The following is a 16,040-nucleotide window of genomic DNA, read 5'->3' as shown; positions in this document are numbered from 1 at the left end:
TTCCTCACTCCTCCACAGTAAGCCAGTTGATCGCATCGTTTAGATCCTCTGCAATATAGTCAGGCTGCACCTCAGCCCAGCGTCCTTTGTACTCCTTGTTACGGTAATTTTCGAAAGCCTGGTTGCCGCTGCCAGTTTTCACCAGGATTTTCATGCAACCTGCTTCATCAGCAGCGAGTAGATCTGTCCATCGATCACCGATGACGACACAATTTCTTAAATCCAGCCCGTTTTCTTCCGCTGCCCTTTTCAACATACCAATACCAGGTTTCCTGCATTCGCAGCCTTCACCATGACGATGAGGACAAAGGTAAACCCTATCAAAACCAAATGCCTTCAATTCACTGTCAAAGCTTTCAACAGAAGCTTCTTCGTCAGCCACTCCCGGCTGGTTCGTGAACGAACAGACTAAGATCCCGCGCTTTTTCAATTGCTTAATAGATTCTTCAACACCCGGAAACAATGTAAATTCTCCCGGAAAAATGACGAAATCACTTCCACCCAGAGTACCATCCCGGTCGATAAAAACTGCCTGAAAACTTTTCATTTTCACCAACAATCTCTCCCAATGAATAATTACTATAATCATAACATTCCAGATTTTAGATGAATATCCATTTATTATAAAAAGTTCGCCGCTGTCCACTTTTTCATGAATATATGCAATAAAAAAATCCCCTCGCAACATGCGAGTGGATTTCAATAAATTATTGCCGGTCATCCATGCAATTCATTATGCAGCTTTTTGTACTGCATATACATAGCAATCCGCCATGGTACAATCATTCCGAATGCCAGGATCCAGAACATGCCGCTCAGTTCGCCAACATCTATGGTACTGCTGAGAACGAGCTTGGCTATTACGCGGACTATCAATAGACCGATTAATATGAAAACAAAAGCCTTGGACCTTTTAAGAAAAATTTCCCGGCCGCGCACTTCAAATTGCGAAGTTTTAATCAGCAGGATCGAGAATAACATTCCTACTGTAAGTGCCTCAAGAATCTGTAAAAAATGCACCCGGAACATCGGGAAGATAAACATGAGGGCACCGGTACTCATGAAAATTGGCGGCAAAATGATTTTCTTGGCTGATGCTGGTTTTTTTGCTGCCTTCATCCTCATGACTGTCACGAAGATTGCCATTCCAACTGCGCCAACTGTAGATGCCAGAACATAATTCATCTATATTTCATCCCTTATTTTTAGATTACCCTATTATTATAATGAAAAATAGCCATTTAAGATACACTTAAATGGCTATTATTTATCTTAGAACTCTTGATACTGAGTCGACTACTTGGGAATCATCAAACGGCTTGACAATAAAATCCTTAGCTCCCGCTTCGATTGCATCCACCACCATCTTCTGCTGGCCCATCGCTGAGCACATGATGATTTTTGCATCCTTGAAATCCTTTTTGATTTCTTTTACTGCATCCAGGCCGCTCATTTCAGGCATTGTTATATCCATTGTCACTAGATCGGGCTTAAGCTCGCGATATAGAATGACTGCCTCACGTCCGTTTTCAGCTTCTCCTACTATTTCGTGATTTGCTTTCCTCAGAATATTGGTTAAGGTGATCCTCATAAATTTTGCGTCGTCAACTATCAAAATTCTGGCCATTATATCCTCCCCGACAATCACAACAAGTATATTTTATCTGTAAAAATTCCCCTTAATTACTATATAACTATAAATAGTCATTATTTTCAATGTAAAGACACCGACAAAATTCTCATATACAAAAACGGAGGATTATCTCATCTTTAAAATCCTGTGAAATCGCCAAATAACATGGAAAGAACTGAAATCAATTTTGTCATCCAGTCAAAGAATAGCATGACTCCCACCAGAATCATGATATAACCGCCGATTTTCACTATTTTTATATTATGCTTGCGGATCCACTGCATTCTTCCGATAAAGAAAGAAAGAATGAAGAATGGAATCGCGAATCCGAGAGTGTAAGCGATCATATAAAGCATGCCTGAGCCTGGGTTGGAGCTTGCAAGCAGGATGACAGATGCAAGAATGGGGCCAGTACATGGTGTCCAGCCAGCAGCAAATGCCATTCCAATCAAAGATGATCCAAAATAACCAGATGGCCGGTTCTTAAACTCAAATTTACGATCTTTCATCAAGAACTCAGGTTTAAAGAATCCAATCACCATCAATCCGAAGGCCACAATGAAAATTGCCCCAAGCTGACGTATAAGGTCCTGGTACTGGATGAAAAATTGCCCTACAAAAGAGGTCCCGAAGCCGATTGCAATGAAAATGACCGAGAAGCCAAGCAGGAAAAACAAGGTGTGGAGCAAACTCCTTTTTTGCAGCATTGCGTTTTCACTTTTCAATTCCCCTACCGACATACCTGTAATATAGGATAAGAAAGCGGGGTAGAGCGGTAAACAGCATGGAGAAATAAAGCTTAGGAAGCCGGCTCCCATAGCGATAAAAATATTAACATCTGACATCATTCCATCTCCAGTCCATATTCGATAGTCCCATTCTAACAAATTATTTTCACTATTATCATAGTTCAACTGTGAACAATTTATTAATTCTATAAAAATGATGTTTAACTTTAAAAAAACTGGGTAATTAACTTTAGTGTCTTATTTTTACAGGAAAATATTTTACAAATGTTTCTTTTGAAATTTGCCAGTATATGCTATATACTAATATAGCACTTGTAATAATTTCTATATTTATAACGATTTTACATAATATACTGTTGAAACACATAACAGAGAGGATTTTCACATTGTCTAAAGAGCAACTGATCACCCTTATAGAAAAGAAGCGAGAAGAGCTGATTGAAATTGCATCGAAGAACGGCTTGAGTTCCACGATTGCCATTCATTACAGCCAAGAACTCGATGAATTGTTGAACGAATATAATCGCGTCTATATTAAAAAAATTGCAGCCCATTAAAAAACAGCTAAACGCAGCAAGCGTTGTAGCTGTTTTATTTTTATTATCCCACAACACCCTCTAACCGCTCAACTGAACCATTCTGAAGCAGATACATCTTATGGTAAAGTCCCTGTTGGGATATCAATTCCTGATGTGTCCCTCGCTCTATGATTTCCCCGTGATGGAGGACAATGATCTCGTCTGCATCCTGGATCGTTGAAAGTCTGTGTGCGATGGCAATCGTTGTCCTGCCCTTTCGCATTTTGGACAATGCTGTCTGGATAGCTTCTTCCGTTTCGGTATCAATGTTTGCCGTCGCTTCGTCGAGAACAAGGACTTTTGGATTCGCAGCGATTGTCCTTGCAAAAGCGATCAGCTGCCTTTGTCCGCTAGAAAAAGTCGATCCCCTCTCCGTTACCTTGTGTGAATAACCATTTTCAAGCTTGTTGATAAAAGTGTCAGCCTGGACGAATTCAGCCGCTTGCTTGATATCCTCATCACTCAAATCCTGATTATGCAATCTGATGTTATCTCCGATCGTGCCGTAGAACAAGAACGGATCCTGCAGCACAAGTCCCATTTTATTCCGAAGCTCATTCACCGGGTAATTCTTGATGGAATGACCATCGATCAAAATCTCACCGCGCTCAAATTCATAGAAACGCATCAGCAGGTTGATGATCGAGCTTTTGCCGCTGCCGGTGTGGCCGACAAACGCAATCGTCTCCCCAGGTTTTACGGAAAAATTGATATTTTTCAGTACATCCCGCTTGCCATCATACGAAAAGCTGACATCCTTGAATTCGATTTTGCCATCAGTGATTTTATCCGCTTTCGTTCCAGTCTGTGCCGGAGCCAGCTCCTCTTCATCGAGAAGCTTGAACACCCGTGAAGCAGCAACAATCGCCTGCTGATACATGGATAGCCGCATCATCATATTGTTCACCGGTTCAAAAAAACGATCCAGATAATTGATGAATGCGTAGAGCACTCCAATTTCAATCGGGCTGTCAAAGGAAGTGATCCCGAAAAAGCTGAGCACGATGATCAAGGCAAGTACATACACCAGGTCAACAGCCGGCCGCAATAGCAGCCCATCTGCCTTGATGTTTTTCATCCCCGCCTCGAAATGCTTGTCATTGATGTCACCAAACTCCCTTTTCAACCTTTCTTCCTGGCGAAACACCTGGATGATGGACATCCCCTGGAGTGATTCACTGAGCTTTGCATTCAGTTGGCTAAGCCGCTCACGCATATCCTGGTAAAACTTCGAACTCAATTTCCTGTATAAGCTCATGATGAACACAATGAACGGTAAAATCAGCATCGTAAACAAAGCCAGTTTAACGTTCAGGATGAACATCGCGACGAAAATACCGAACAACAAGATCCCGCTCTGGATAAAGGTCGCTATGACACTGACAAACATATCCTTGATCGCCTCAGTATCATTCGTGACCCTGGAAACAAGCGAGCCTGCAGGAGTTTTATCAAAATACTTCAAGCCCAACTGCTGAACCTTCGTAAAGACATCAATCCTCATCTGCTGAATGATTTTAAGCGCGATTTCCTGGAATTTCAAAAGCTGAAAATAGGAAACAAGCACATTGAGGACCTGGATGCCGATATACGCTGAACCAAGCAGTAATAAAGGTTGGAACGGCAAATACCCTTCCCTCAAGTAATCATCGATAAAAATCTTCACTAAAATCGGTCCAAGTACATCCCCAATTGTCGCGAGCAGCAGGAATCCAAATGCGACAGAAATCATTTTTATATGCGGCTTAGCATAAGCAAGAAGCCTGAACAGCACCGACCGCTGTTCTTTTGTGTTTAATACAGTCGTTTTGTCCATGGTCACCCTCCCTGCTCGACAAGTTCTTCAAGCTGCTGTCTCAAATACATCTCTTTGTACCAGCCATCTTCCTCCATTAACTGGTCATGCTTACCACGTTCAGCTATTCGGCCATCTTCAAGGACGATAATCAAGTCCGCATGATGGATCGCACTTAAACGATGAGCAGTGATAATCGTGGTTTTATCTTTCCGATTTTCTTTTAGTGCTGAGAGAATTTGTTCCTCGGTCTTAGCATCCACGGCTGACAGTGAATCATCGAGTACCAGGATTTCAGGATTCATGACAAGAGCACGCGCTATGGAGATCCTTTGCTTCTGGCCTCCTGACAGAGAAACGCCTCGCTCCCCGACAACTGTCTGGTAGCCATCAGTAAATTCAAGAATGTCCTCATGGATGTTCGCCACTCTGGCCGAATTATGGATGACATCCTTCTCGGCAAATGGATTCGCAAAAGCGATGTTTTCTTCGACTGTAGCTGAAAAAAGGAAGTGATCCTGCGGGACATAACCGATTGCCTGCCTCAGCCTGTCAATCTTATAATCCTCGATGTTCCTGCCGCCAATGGAGATGCTTCCATCCAAAAGATCGAATTCCCTGATCAGCAGCTTCAGTAGGGTAGTTTTGCCTGCTCCCGTTTTTCCAACAATTCCGAGCGTCTGTCCTTTTCCAAGCCCAAATTTGACCTTTTTCAAAATCGGGTCCGTGTCACCTGGATAAACAAATGTTTCAATATTATATTGAATATCTCCCTCTGGTACTATGTCCAGTGCCTCGGCTTTGTCCTGAATATCAATCTGTTCATCAAGCAATGCAGAGACACGGTCATACGACGCCCTACCACGCTCGACAATATTAAAAAACCAGCCGAATGCCAGCATCGGCCAAACCAACAATCCGAGATAGGATGTGAAGGAAACCAGCTGCCCGATCGTCAACTCTCCATTTAGGACATATCTTGATCCAAACGCAATGGACAGGAAAAAGGAAATCCCGACTATGATGGAGATCGTTGGGTCAAATAGAGCGTCTACTTTTGCAACGGAGATGTTCTTGTTCACAACATCCTCTGACTGCTTTCTAAAATCCTCGATATCTTCACTTTCCTGGCCAAACGTTTTAATTACTTTTATGCCAGTAATGCTTTCCTGGGTCTTGTCATTTAAATCCGAAAAAGCTTCCTGTGCCTTATGGAATCTTTTATGAAGCATAGTTCCGTACCAGCTTGTCAGCATGGCCATGAACGGCATTGGAATCAAAGCGATCAAGGTAAGCTTCCAGCTGATGGTCGCTGCCATGGCAATAATGACAAACCCGCCTGTCGAAACCGAGTCCACGAAGGTTAGAACCCCGGCACCTGCTGTCTGCTGGATTGCCGACAAGTCGTTTGTTGCATGTGCCATCAAGTCCCCTGTCCTTCTTTTTTGGTAAAAGGATTGCGACATGCTGGTGAAATGCGCATACAAACGGTTTCTCAACAATCGGGACAGTTTTACCGCAGAACCGAAAATCATGATCCTCCAGTAATAACGGAGCGAATACATCGCCAGACCGGAACCAGCCAGCACGACAATCCATTTACCCAGCTTTCCAGCCGTAAGAGTCCCATTCGTAATTTCATCTACGATAATCCCGATTACCCGTGGAGGCACCAGCTGGAGCATCGCTACGAACAGCAAAAGGAAAATCCCTGTTAGATAAGCTTTTTTCTCTGACTTAAAGTACCACAACAAATCCTTGAATACGCTCATATGTATATCCCCCATACGCCTCAAATGCTTAAATAGTTTAACAAATATTTGTAAAATGGGGAAGATTTTTTCTTTTGTGAAAATCAGCTTTTTGGTATTCTTATCCTAAAAAGCGAACATTATCTATTTATTCGATTAAGAAAATACGGTTTTAATAGTTGAAGATTACAAAAAGGATGTTATAATGACTATAAATTAATTTATTCACTCATATAATCGCGGGGATATGGCCTGCAAGTTTCTACCGGATTACCGTAAATGATCTGACTATGAGTGAGCAATGCAGAGGCGGATTTCTGACCTCTTTTTGTCTTAAGTTGCTTTCAAAAGCCCAAAGACCATTGCTTCACTCAGTTATGACGTGAATGCATGGACTTTGGGCTTTTTTTATCGGCTCGGATAAAAGAGGAGGATTAACATGGAACAGCTTATTGAAAAAATCAAAAACGATGGTAGTGTCCTTTCTTCATCCATTCTTAAAGTTGACTCTTTCCTGAATCACCAGATTGACCCACAGCTTATGAATGAAATTGGATCAGAATTTGCAAAAAGATTTGCTGGATCAGGGGTTACGAAAATTGTAACCATCGAATCATCTGGTATAGCACCAGCTGTCATGGCAGGGCTTCACTTAAAAGTACCAGTGATTTTTGCAAGGAAAAGAAAATCTCTTACTCTTGTAAATGACCTGATTACAGCTTCTGTTTACTCCTTTACCAAAAAAGAGAGCAATGACATTGCAGTGTCCAGCAAATTTCTTTCTGAACAAGATAAGGTATTAATTATTGATGATTTTCTCGCAAATGGACAAGCCGCATTGGGGCTGGCAGAAATAGTGAACAAAGCCAAAGCCTCGATTGCAGGTATTGGAATCGTGATTGAAAAAGGATTTCAGGATGGCGGACGTTTGTTGCAGGAAAAAGGCTACCGGGTAGAATCACTGGCAGTCATTCAATCTCTTGAAAACGGCATCGTAGAAATTGAAAATACAGAAGAAGGAAAGGCGGAACTAACACGATGAGACAGAATCCATTTAAAATTGCTTCATTAGGAATCCAGCATGTATTGGCCATGTACGCAGGTGCTGTAATTGTACCGTTGATTGTCGGGGGCGCCCTCGGACTTTCGGGAGAACAACTAACTTATTTGGTTTCAATTGATATCTTTATGTGTGGTATCGCTACGCTTCTGCAGGTTTGGCGGAATAAGTTTTTTGGAATCGGCCTCCCTGTCATGCTGGGCTGTACTTTTACAGCAGTAGGACCGATGATCGCCATTGGCGGACAGTACGGTATCTCTGCCATCTATGGTTCGATACTAATTTCAGGTATTTTTGTCGTTGCTATTTCAAAGTTCTTTGGGAAGCTAGTCCGGTTTTTCCCACCCGTGGTTACCGGTTCTGTTGTGACCATCATCGGAATCACCCTGATTCCAGTTGCAATGAATAATATGGCTGGCGGCCAGGGAAGTCCTGACTTTGGGTCCCTGTCGAATATCGGCCTTGCCTTTGGAACATTGCTTTTCATTATCCTTCTATTCCGTTTTTCCAAAGGTTTTATCCGTGCTATCGCCATTCTGCTCGGACTTGTGGCAGGAACGATTGTTGCTTATTTTATGGGACTTGTTGATTTATCAGCTGTTAAGGAAGCTTCCTGGTTCCACATGCCAGCACCGTTTTACTTCGGCCTACCGACTTTCGAGGTATCAGCCATTCTGACGATGATCCTGGTTGCAGTGGTAAGTTTAGTGGAATCCACAGGAGTCTACTTTGCACTCGGAGATATCTGTGATGAAAAGCTTGAGGAAAAAGATCTGGAGAATGGTTATCGTGCAGAAGGGCTCGCAATCATACTTGGTGCTTTCTTTAACGCGTTTCCCTATACAACTTATTCGCAAAATGTCGGCCTTCTACAAATGTCCGGGGTTAAGTCAAAAAATGTCATTTACACAGCAGGGTTCTTCCTGGTCCTCCTCGGATTGATGCCTAAAATCGGCGCATTGACCACAATCATCCCAACTCCAGTACTTGGCGGAGCAATGGTCGCGATGTTTGGCATGGTCGTTGCCTATGGAATTAAAATGCTAAGCAAGGTCGAGTTCTCATCACAGGAAAACCTATTAATCATTGCCTGTTCTGTTGGAATGGGCCTCGGAGTCACAGCAGTACCAGAGTTATTTTCACAGATGCCGTCCAGCATCCGTATCTTGACAGACAACGGAATCGTTGCAGGAAGCCTGACAGCGATTGCTATGAATCTAGTTTTTAATGTGTTTAAAGAAAACAAAAAAGTTCAGCAAACCACATTTGCCGGACAAAAAGCTTCATAGGTTTATAGAAATGTAGAAAAGAGGTGCCAGCTTGTTGGCGCCTCTTTTCATTGTGAAAAATATAGGTGACATGATTTTCCCTACATTGGACTTTTCGGGCGTAATCGGCTTTATTGGTGACTTCTTTTTCCTAATACTAGAGTTATTGGGGACCATTAAGCTCTATTGGTTACACCGTTTTCCAAATACTGGATTTTCAGGGTCCCAATAAGCTCTATTGGTTATACCGTTTTCCTGAATATGGATATTCAGAGCCCCAATAAGCTCTATTAGTTATATCATTATCCAAATAATGGATTGCAAGGGTCTCAATAAGCTCTATTGATTACATCATTATCCAAATACTGGATTTTCAGGGTCCCAATATGCTCTATTGGTTACACTTTTATCCAAATACTGGTTTTTCAAGTTCCCAATAAGCTCTTTTGATTACAGCATTATCCAAATACTGGATTTTTAGGGCCCAATAAGCTCTATTGGTCACATCATTTCCCTAATACTGGAGTTTCAGGTATCCAATCGACTTCATTGGCGACCTCTTCTTCCTTATACTGGATTGCAAGGTCACCAATCAAGCTAATTAATCACCTTTTTCAGATTCTAACAGACCAGCTTCCTTCTATTGTAACGCCTGACTCAAATCCTCCAGTAAGTCCTCTACATCTTCAATCCCGACTGATATGCGGATCAGACCGTCGGTAATTCCCAATTCTGCTCTTCTCTTTGCTGGAATAGAAGCGTGGGTCATTTTTGCCGGAACAGAAATTAAGCTTTCGACAGCTCCAAGACTTTCAGCAAGCGTGAAATATTTTACTTTTCTAAGTACCTCTGCTGCTTTTTCTTCACTTCCGACATCAAAGCTGACCATTCCGCCAAACCCGCCTGCCTGTTCTTTTGCGATTGCATGTTGTGGATGCGATTCGAGGCCTGGATAATAGACTTTCCCTACATTCTTATGACCAGATAAGAACTCGACGATTTTCTTCGTGTTTGTTTCATGCGCTTCCATTCGCAAGCCCAAGGTCTTTATTCCCCTGACTAATAGCCAGGAATCTTGAGGGCCTAATATCCCTCCGGTCGAGTTTTGGACAAAATGAAGATCTTCAGCAAGCTGTTCATCATTCACGACAACCAGACCAGCTACCACATCACTATGGCCGCCAAGATATTTAGTGGCCGAATGAAGGACGATATCTGCACCAGTATTTAACGGCGTTTGCCAGTATGGAGTGCTAAAGGTGTTGTCAACTATTGTCAACAGTCCATGTTCTTTTGCCAATCCGGCACTTGCCTTTATGTCTGTAACCTTCAAAAGCGGATTTGTTGGCGTCTCGATATATAAGGCTTTTGTGTTTGGCTGGATCGCCGACTTTATTGCATCGAGATCTGTTGTATCTACAAATGTTGACTCTATGCCAATCCGGTTAAGCACTTTATTCATGACACGATAGGTTCCGCCATACACGTCATCTGTCAGGACAATATGGTCTCCTGAATTAAATAGCATCATAACGGCTGTAATCGCAGCCATTCCTGACCCAAAAGCAAATCCTCGCTTCCCGTCTTCCAGGTCCTTGATCAGTTCTTCCAGGGCGAACCTCGTCGGATTCCCTGTCCTTGAATATTCATAGCCGCTATGGACTCCGACATCTTCCTGTTTGTAAGTACTGACCTGGTATATCGGAAAGGAGACAGCACCAGTTGTTTTGTCACCTGGAATACCACCGTGAATCAATTTTGTTTTGCGTTTCATTTATATTCCCCCCTCGTATATTTTTTTGCTTAAATAACGCTCGCTTCCATCAGGAAAGATCGTTACGATTTTTGTGCCTGGAGGGGCTTTCCGTGCTTCCAGTAATGCTGCATGAAGAGATGCGCCAGATGAACTCGCAGCAAGTATTCCTTCATTAGCCGCAAGTTCTTTCACACGATCAAATGCATCCTGATCTGAGACAGTATGAATCTCATCAAAATAAGAAGTGTCCATATAAGACGGAAGAAATTCCATCCCTATGCCTTCTGTTTTATGGGAGCCAGCTGCGCCCCCGTTTAGAATCGAGCCTTCTGGTTCAACAATGACCGTCTTTACTCTTGGGTCCTTCTCTTTTAAAAACCTTGCAGTACCCATGAAAGTACCTCCCGTGCCAGCACCAGCTACGAAAATATCAATCTCCCCTTCCAGGTCATCCCAAATTTCCGGTCCTAACGTTTTATAGTAGGTTTCCGGGTTGGCTGGATTGGAAAATTGTGACGGCGAATAGGAATTTGGGATTTCTGAAAGCAATTGGTCTGCTTTTCGGATGGCTCCCTCCATTCCCTCCGAAGTCGGCGTATGGATGATTTTCGCACCGAGTGCCTTCATGATTGCCTGCTTTTCAAGGCTGAATTTTTCCGGGACGACAAAGATTACATTAATGCCTTTGTTGATCGCCGCTAATGCGAGCCCAATCCCGGTATTTCCTGCAGTCGGCTCAATCAATGTGCCACCGGATGCCAATTTCCCGGTACGGAATCCCTCGTCGAGTAAATCGATTCCCAGGCGGTCTTTAATACTGCCGCCCGGGTTCAGATATTCCAGCTTTGCAAAAAGACGTACTTCGGCAGGCAGATGGAACTGGGTAAGTTCGATCATAGGTGTATGCCCAACCAATTCATGGATACTGCGGTAAACCGTCATTGTATTTAACACTCCCTATTCAGCAAAAACCTGGCGCCATTCATCTTTCTTTTCCAGCATTTTCGCAGCAATTTCTTTAGCACCCTCTAAGCTGTGGCTTGCAGCCCAGCCGCACTGGATTTCGTTGCATGCTGGCACCTCATCTGCCTCAAGTACATCATTCAGTGTTTTTTCCAGTACATTGAGGATATTGTCGTAATCATCATGATTGATCACAGAAAGGTAGAATCCAGTCTGGCAACCCATAGGACTGATGTCTACAACTGTATCATGATGGTTGCGGATATTTTCAGCCATTAAATGTTCCAGCGAGTGAAGACCTGGCATTTCCATATGTTCCTTGTTCGGCTGGCAGAAGCGGATGTCATACTTATGAATGACATCCCCATTCGCACCCTGAGTTGTCCCAGCTAGCCTGACATATGGGGCAGCAACTTTTGTGTGATCAAGATTAAAACTTTCCACATTCATTTTCTTAACCATTATTCTTCAACTCCTCTAACATTAGTAAGATTAGTTCTGCGGAATTTTTAGCGGCCGTTTCAAGGAATTGATCGAATGAGACATTCGAGTCTTTCCCTGCAATGTCTGATAAAGACCTGATGATGACAAATGGCACTTGAAATTGATGGGCAACCTGAGCGATTGCTGCTGCCTCCATTTCCGCAGCATACAACTCAGGCATCTTGCTTCTGATGAACTCAACCCTTTCAGGATCGTTCATAAATGAATCACCAGATGCAATCAAGCCCTTCACAACCTGAATGTCATTGATTTTTTCAGCGCTCTTTTCAGCGACACTTACCAGGTTGTCATCCGGTGAAAAATAAGCCGGCATCCTTGGTACCTGGCCATATTCATACCCAAAGATTGTCACATCTACGTCATGGTGTCTTACCTCAGTTGAGATGACGACATCACCGACATTCAGCTCCTTATGGAAACCGCCGGCCGACCCTGTGTTGATGATGACATCAGGATGGAACTTTTCAATCAACAAGGCTGTTCCCATTGCCGCATTTACTTTCCCAATTCCCGACTTTAGCAGTACAACTTCCTGGTTATCAATCTTGCCATTGTAAAATTCACTTCCGGCAAGATTAATCTCTTCGATGTCTTCCATTTTACTGCGAAGCAAATCCACTTCTTCATCCATTGCACCGATAATTCCAATTCTCATTGCTGCAACTCTCCAATACTGTCTTTAATTTTTGTTTACCTTAACAGCCTCCATCAGCCAAACATAGGGATTCATCTTTTCAAAACGAACCTCAAAACCGTTTTTTTGAAAAAGATGTTTCAGTACTTCAAGAGTTGTATAGTACTCACGCTGAAGGTCTTCAAGGAGATTATTGAAACCCTGCTCTTTTACGATGCGATGCCTTTCCTCGCGATCCTTTTCATCCAAAAAGGCGGTATCAGCAAACACAATTTTTCCTTCAGCCTCTAATAATTCACTATATAGTTTGATTGCGGAATCCTTTTCTTCATCTGTTAAATGATGAAAAGCATAGGTGCTGACGACGGAATCAACTTTTTGGGGTAATTCCGGAAAATGGATAAAATCTCCATCATACAAGTCCATATCCAAAAATCTTGCTTTCGTTTTCTCCCTCATCACTTTGGAAGGTTCTACACCGTAGACCACTCTTCCCAGAGAAATCAGCTTTTCTGTCAGGTTTCCTGTTCCGACTCCAAACTCCAGTACTGTCCCTGTTGACTTAGATGCTACTGCATATAATATTCTATCATAATCTTCGAATACTTCTTTATACTCAGCATCATGACCTGATACGGTTTCGTCATAAAATTCAGCCCAATCATCAAACAACGGGATAAATTCTCTCCCCATTTTACCTCACCCGCTTTTAATTATTATAATTCCTATAAGTATAGTATGAATTAAAATATTATAAGACACATACTAGCACAGAAAAAATTTGAAATCAATTTTTTCTCGTCATTTTACGCTCATCAAACAAGAAAACAACCCGGCAATAGTGTATACTTAATTCATATTAAGAACTTTCAGGGGGAAAATATGGGGAAGAGAGTATTGGTTGCAGAGGATGAGCAGAGGATTTGCCAACTGCTAAAGATGTACCTAGAGAGGGAGTCTTTTGAGGTTGAGGTTGCAAACAATGGTGTAACAGCACTGGAGAAAGCAATCCAAGGGTCCTTTGATATCATCATTCTTGACATTTTAATGCCTGGAAAAGATGGTTTCACAGTCTTGGAAGAAATCAGAAAAACCAAAGCCACGCCCGTGATCATGCTTTCTGCTAAAGGGGAAGCAAATGACCTTAAACGAGGGGAAGAATTAGGGGCCAGCGATTATATTTTAAAGCCCTTTAGCCCAAAGGATGTAGTGTCAAAAATAAAGGATTTGGTATAAACAAAAGGCATTGTGCAGTTACAATGCCTTTTTAGCTTATAAAAACTGACCGTTCCGAATCTCCTGCAATTCTCCATAAAATTCTATTTTGTCGTTATCGATGACGATACCATCACCATCGTTACAAAGGTATATTCCTTCATCATTGAGGGCGGAATAATCCAATAGCTTTTCGTGACGAGCTTCCAGCCGGCCCCCATGTGGCATGAATTCAAATCCTACCAGTCCCAAACCATTCAAACAATCTAACTCCACTTCATTTTCATCCAGAAATGCCGCTATTTTAATGGAATGTGACATGATCATGCTTCCTGCACTGACACCGATTAACAGCTTACCCTCGAGTGCCATCTTACTTATCAGTTTAAGCATATTCCGTTCCTGAAGGTTTTTCAAAAAGGAGAATGTATTTCCGCCAGACAAAAAAATCCCGTCACAACCTTTGAATTCCTCCAGCTTACTTTCATCGAACTCCTGGTCGACATCGAAATATAAGAAGTCCGAAACACCCAGCTTCTCCAGCTCCCGCTTCCCTTTTTCAAAATACATTCTTTCCTTATCGGTTCCCGACGGGACATAGGCAACCTTAAAAGGACTTTGAGACATTAATTCCCCGATTCTGCTCACCAGAGCTGGATTATTATTACTGACCTCACTCAGCAGTACTAATTTTTTCATCAAATCACACTTTCAAGAATTTTTACCAGTTATGTTCAACATTCATCTCATTAAGTCCTTTAAAAAGCTGAAAAAAGAGCCTGGAAATCCAGACTCCTCATTTTTTATTCGACCAAATCACAAATGGTATCAACACAAGCGATAGTACCCCGCCTGCCAGAGATAAGAACGCAAAGCTCGAATTAGCCACGACCATGCCCGATAGCATCCCGCCAGACGCTCCTGACAACGCGACCATAACATCAATCGTTCCTTGCATTTTTGCCCGGTTTGTTGGATTTGTTGCATCGACTAGCAATGCTGTACCGCTGATCAAACCGAAGTTCCAGCCCAGCCCAAGTAAGATGAGAGCCAAAGTAATCCAGAGCATGGACTCACCCGGGGCAACTGCAGCCATAACGCCTGAAGCGAGCAATGTAACTCCTGAAGCAACCGCCATTGCCGCGCGTCCGATTTTATCCACAAGCACACCTGTCAGTAAAGATGGAAGATACATGGCTCCAATATGGAAACCGATGACCATCCCCACTGCACTCAAACCATGGCCATGACTCCCCATATGAACTGGTGTCATGGTCATGATCGCAACCATCACCATTTGGGTCAACACCATGATCAGAGCAGCCACGGCAATACCCCGTTTATCCGTTGCTTCTTCTTCCTCGATAAACTCCCGTCTGGCGACTCTTGCATTCCGTTCTGCCAACGCTATTGCCCTTGCAACGACAAACGGGTCAGGACGAAGGAAAAATAACAGGATCAGACCTGCAACAATATAAGCTGCAGCAGCCAAAATAAAAGGTCCGGATAAAGCCGGAACTCCTACCGATAGTGCGAAGTTCCCCATAACATCTACAAGGTTCGGACCGGCCACAGCACCAAACGTTGTTGAGACCATTGCAATACTGACAGCTGTCGCACGCTGTTTAGCACTGGCTAAATCGGTACCTGCATAACGAGCCTGCAAATTGGTCGCACTACCTGCACCATAAACCAACAGAGCTGCAAACAGCAGATATATATTATTGGTAACAGCAGCAATAATGACTCCAATTGCACCGATTCCACCCGTCAAAAATCCGGAAGCCAGGCCGGCGCGCCGTCCATACCGCTGGGAAAGCCTTCCGACTACGAGGGCTGCCCCAGCCGATCCTAAGGTAAAAAGAGCGGTCGGAAGCCCGGCCACAGTATCAGTGCCAAGCATATCCTTTGCCAGCAACGCTCCTACCGTGATTCCAGCAGCGAGACCTGCACCCCCAAAAATCTGTGAAAGGACAACGATGATTAAAGTCCTCTTATATAAAGCTTTCTGCTTTTCGGGAGATTCCACGTAAGCTTGCAGCCACTCCGGCTGACTCTCTGCCGCCGCTGCTTCATCATATTGTTTTGACATTTTTTCAGCTCTCTCTTTCTCTTCATAGATAAACCGATTATA

The 16,040-nt window shown here is 43.1% G+C and carries 17 protein-coding genes and 1 riboswitch; of the genes, 4 read left to right on the top strand and 13 right to left on the bottom strand.

Annotated features, from left to right (window positions below; all coding sequences use genetic code 11):
* Nucleotides 1–4: 4 nt before the first annotated feature.
* From M3593_RS09715 to M3593_RS09700, 4 genes are all read right to left on the bottom strand, one after another.
* Nucleotides 5–547, bottom strand: a complete 543-nt coding sequence (locus M3593_RS09715) for an HAD-IIIA family hydrolase (protein ID WP_251542323.1) — start codon at nucleotides 545–547, stop codon at nucleotides 5–7.
* Between the two features lie 170 nt (nucleotides 548–717).
* A complete protein-coding gene (locus M3593_RS09710) occupies nucleotides 718–1,185 on the bottom strand; it encodes a CcdC family protein (RefSeq protein ID WP_251541775.1) in 468 nt (155 codons plus the stop codon).
* Nucleotides 1,186–1,267: 82 nt separating this feature from the next.
* Entirely contained in the window at nucleotides 1,268–1,627 is a 360-nt protein-coding gene (locus M3593_RS09705) for a response regulator (RefSeq protein ID WP_283905115.1), read from the bottom strand.
* 143 nt (nucleotides 1,628–1,770) lie between these two features.
* Nucleotides 1,771–2,478: a cytochrome c biogenesis CcdA family protein gene (locus tag M3593_RS09700; protein ID WP_251542327.1), complete on the bottom strand. Its 708-nt coding sequence runs from the start codon at nucleotides 2,476–2,478 to the stop codon at nucleotides 1,771–1,773.
* A 290-nt stretch (nucleotides 2,479–2,768) separates the two neighbouring features.
* Here M3593_RS09700 and M3593_RS09695 point away from each other — a divergent pair, with 290 nt between their 5' ends.
* Nucleotides 2,769–2,939, top strand: a complete 171-nt coding sequence (locus M3593_RS09695) for an aspartyl-phosphate phosphatase Spo0E family protein (protein ID WP_144475963.1) — start codon at nucleotides 2,769–2,771, stop codon at nucleotides 2,937–2,939.
* A 43-nt stretch (nucleotides 2,940–2,982) separates the two neighbouring features.
* Here M3593_RS09695 and M3593_RS09690 read toward each other — a convergent pair whose 3' ends face one another.
* Together M3593_RS09690 and M3593_RS09685 are read right to left on the bottom strand one after the other, a co-directional pair.
* Nucleotides 2,983–4,776, bottom strand: coding sequence for an ABC transporter ATP-binding protein (locus M3593_RS09690; RefSeq protein WP_251541776.1), 1,794 nt, complete (start codon nucleotides 4,774–4,776; stop codon nucleotides 2,983–2,985).
* Between the two features lie 2 nt (nucleotides 4,777–4,778).
* Nucleotides 4,779–6,527, bottom strand: a complete 1,749-nt coding sequence (locus M3593_RS09685; protein ID WP_251541777.1) for an ABC transporter transmembrane domain-containing protein — start codon at nucleotides 6,525–6,527, stop codon at nucleotides 4,779–4,781.
* Nucleotides 6,528–6,715: 188 nt separating this feature from the next.
* A riboswitch (purine riboswitch) is annotated at nucleotides 6,716–6,817 on the top strand.
* A gap of 128 nt (nucleotides 6,818–6,945) precedes the next feature.
* On the opposite strand from M3593_RS09685, the gene M3593_RS09680 reads away from it, so the two are divergent.
* Nucleotides 6,946–7,548 (top strand): xanthine phosphoribosyltransferase, encoded by a 603-nt coding sequence (locus M3593_RS09680; RefSeq protein ID WP_251541779.1) that lies wholly within the window; start codon nucleotides 6,946–6,948, stop codon nucleotides 7,546–7,548.
* Nucleotides 7,545–8,855, top strand: coding sequence for a nucleobase:cation symporter-2 family protein (locus tag M3593_RS09675; RefSeq protein ID WP_144475967.1), 1,311 nt, complete (start codon nucleotides 7,545–7,547; stop codon nucleotides 8,853–8,855). Before M3593_RS09680 ends, M3593_RS09675 begins: the two co-directional genes overlap by 4 nt.
* Nucleotides 8,856–9,474: 619 nt before the next feature.
* On the opposite strand, the gene M3593_RS09670 is transcribed toward M3593_RS09675, so the two are convergent.
* The 5 genes from M3593_RS09670 to M3593_RS09650 are packed head-to-tail and all read right to left on the bottom strand — an operon-like array spanning nucleotide 9,475 to nucleotide 13,384.
* Nucleotides 9,475–10,608 (bottom strand): bifunctional cystathionine gamma-lyase/homocysteine desulfhydrase, encoded by a 1,134-nt coding sequence (locus M3593_RS09670; protein ID WP_251541781.1) that lies wholly within the window; start codon nucleotides 10,606–10,608, stop codon nucleotides 9,475–9,477.
* A complete protein-coding gene (locus M3593_RS09665; protein ID WP_251541783.1) occupies nucleotides 10,609–11,532 on the bottom strand; it encodes a PLP-dependent cysteine synthase family protein in 924 nt (307 codons plus the stop codon).
* A 15-nt stretch (nucleotides 11,533–11,547) separates the two neighbouring features.
* The gene (locus M3593_RS09660) at nucleotides 11,548–12,015 is read right to left on the bottom strand and encodes an S-ribosylhomocysteine lyase (RefSeq protein WP_144475970.1); all 468 of its coding nucleotides are present in this window, start codon (nucleotides 12,013–12,015) and stop codon (nucleotides 11,548–11,550) included.
* On the bottom strand, nucleotides 12,008–12,712 hold the full coding sequence (gene mtnN, locus M3593_RS09655; RefSeq protein ID WP_144475971.1) for a 5'-methylthioadenosine/S-adenosylhomocysteine nucleosidase: 705 nt from the start codon (nucleotides 12,710–12,712) through the stop codon (nucleotides 12,008–12,010). Before mtnN ends, M3593_RS09660 begins: the two co-directional genes overlap by 8 nt.
* A 24-nt stretch (nucleotides 12,713–12,736) precedes the next feature.
* Nucleotides 12,737–13,384: a class I SAM-dependent DNA methyltransferase gene (locus tag M3593_RS09650; RefSeq protein WP_251541785.1), complete on the bottom strand. Its 648-nt coding sequence runs from the start codon at nucleotides 13,382–13,384 to the stop codon at nucleotides 12,737–12,739.
* Between the two features lie 189 nt (nucleotides 13,385–13,573).
* On the opposite strand from M3593_RS09650, the gene M3593_RS09645 reads away from it, so the two are divergent.
* Nucleotides 13,574–13,927, top strand: coding sequence for a response regulator transcription factor (locus tag M3593_RS09645; RefSeq protein ID WP_144475973.1), 354 nt, complete (start codon nucleotides 13,574–13,576; stop codon nucleotides 13,925–13,927).
* Between the two features lie 36 nt (nucleotides 13,928–13,963).
* Here the strand turns inward: M3593_RS09645 and M3593_RS09640 are convergent, their stop codons facing one another.
* Nucleotides 13,964–14,605, bottom strand: a complete 642-nt coding sequence (locus M3593_RS09640; RefSeq protein ID WP_251541792.1) for a Type 1 glutamine amidotransferase-like domain-containing protein — start codon at nucleotides 14,603–14,605, stop codon at nucleotides 13,964–13,966.
* A 97-nt stretch (nucleotides 14,606–14,702) separates the two neighbouring features.
* The gene (locus M3593_RS09635) at nucleotides 14,703–15,998 is read right to left on the bottom strand and encodes an MFS transporter (protein ID WP_144475975.1); all 1,296 of its coding nucleotides are present in this window, start codon (nucleotides 15,996–15,998) and stop codon (nucleotides 14,703–14,705) included.
* Nucleotides 15,999–16,040: the final 42 nt, after the last annotated feature.

The organism is Mesobacillus sp. MER 48, assembly GCF_023714225.1.
GTDB classification, from domain to species: domain Bacteria; phylum Bacillota; class Bacilli; order Bacillales; family Cytobacillaceae; genus Mesobacillus; species Mesobacillus oceanisediminis_A.
The sequence above is the reverse complement of the archived record's forward strand: the minus strand, read 5'-3'. Positions and strand labels throughout refer to the sequence as shown.